Here is a 1,695-nt window from a genome sequence, read left to right as displayed (position 1 = left end):
TGATCTTTGAAAACTGAACAAAACGAAAGCGTTCCTGTTGATTCAAGAAATGAGCAGATATGAGGATAAACTTTTTTGGAGAGTTTGATCCTGGCTCAGGACGAACGCTGGCGGCGTGCCTAATACATGCAAGTCGAGCGGACGGAAGGGGAGCTTGCTCCCCTGATGTCAGCGGCGGACGGGTGAGTAACACGTGGGCAACCTGCCTGCAAGACGGGGATAACTCCGGGAAACCGGGGCTAATACCGGATAACACGAAAGACCGCATGGTCTTTGGTTGAAAGGCGGCTTCGGCTGCCGCTTGCAGATGGGCCCGCGGCGCATTAGCTAGTTGGTGAGGTAACGGCTCACCAAGGCGACGATGCGTAGCCGACCTGAGAGGGTGAACGGCCACACTGGGACTGAGACACGGCCCAGACTCCTACGGGAGGCAGCAGTAGGGAATCTTCCGCAATGGACGAAAGTCTGACGGAGCAACGCCGCGTGAGCGAAGAAGGTCTTCGGATCGTAAAGCTCTGTTGTCAGGGAAGAACAAGTGCCGTTCAAAGAGGGCGGCGCCTTGACGGTACCTGACGAGGAAGCCACGGCTAACTACGTGCCAGCAGCCGCGGTAATACGTAGGTGGCAAGCGTTGTCCGGAATTATTGGGCGTAAAGCGCGCGCAGGCGGCTTCTTAAGTCTGATGTGAAATCTTGCGGCTCAACCGCGAGCGGCCATTGGAAACTGGGAAGCTTGAGTGCAGGAGAGGGGAGCGGAATTCCACGTGTAGCGGTGAAATGCGTAGAGATGTGGAGGAACACCAGTGGCGAAGGCGGCTCTCTGGCCTGTAACTGACGCTGAGGCGCGAAAGCGTGGGGAGCGAACAGGATTAGATACCCTGGTAGTCCACGCCGTAAACGATGAGTGCTAAGTGTTAGAGGGTTTCCACCCTTTAGTGCTGCAGCTAACGCATTAAGCACTCCGCCTGGGGAGTACGGCCGCAAGGCTGAAACTCAAAGGAATTGACGGGGACCCGCACAAGCGGTGGAGCATGTGGTTTAATTCGAAGCAACGCGAAGAACCTTACCAGGTCTTGACATCCTCCGCTACCTCTAGAGATAGAGGGTTCCCCTTCGGGGGACGGAGTGACAGGTGGTGCATGGTTGTCGTCAGCTCGTGTCGTGAGATGTTGGGTTAAGTCCCGCAACGAGCGCAACCCTTGACCTTAGTTGCCAGCATTCAGTTGGGCACTCTAAGGTGACTGCCGGCTAAAAGTCGGAGGAAGGTGGGGATGACGTCAAATCATCATGCCCCTTATGACCTGGGCTACACACGTGCTACAATGGGTGGTACAAAGGGCGGCGAAACCGCGAGGTGGAGCGAATCCCAAAAAACCACTCTCAGTTCGGATTGCAGGCTGCAACTCGCCTGCATGAAGCCGGAATCGCTAGTAATCGCGGATCAGCATGCCGCGGTGAATACGTTCCCGGGTCTTGTACACACCGCCCGTCACACCACGAGAGTTTGTAACACCCGAAGTCGGTGGGGTAACCCTTATGGGAGCCAGCCGCCGAAGGTGGGACAAATGATTGGGGTGAAGTCGTAACAAGGTAGCCGTATCGGAAGGTGCGGCTGGATCACCTCCTTTCTAAGGAAGAAACGAAAAAGAGGAACGCTTTCCGTTTTGTTTAGTTTTGAAAGATCATCCGATCTTTC

The 1,695-nt window shown here is 55.3% G+C and carries 1 rRNA gene; it reads left to right on the top strand.

Annotated elements, in window-relative coordinates:
• Positions 1–72: 72 nt before the first annotated feature.
• Positions 73–1,627: ribosomal RNA gene (locus AC0KTX_RS16345) — 16S ribosomal RNA — on the top strand.
• The last annotated feature ends 68 nt before the right edge of the window (positions 1,628–1,695 follow it).

It is taken from the genome of Aeribacillus sp. JST-2, assembly GCF_056032925.1.
Note: the sequence above shows the minus strand (reverse complement) of the source record. Positions and strands in the feature narration are given on the sequence as shown.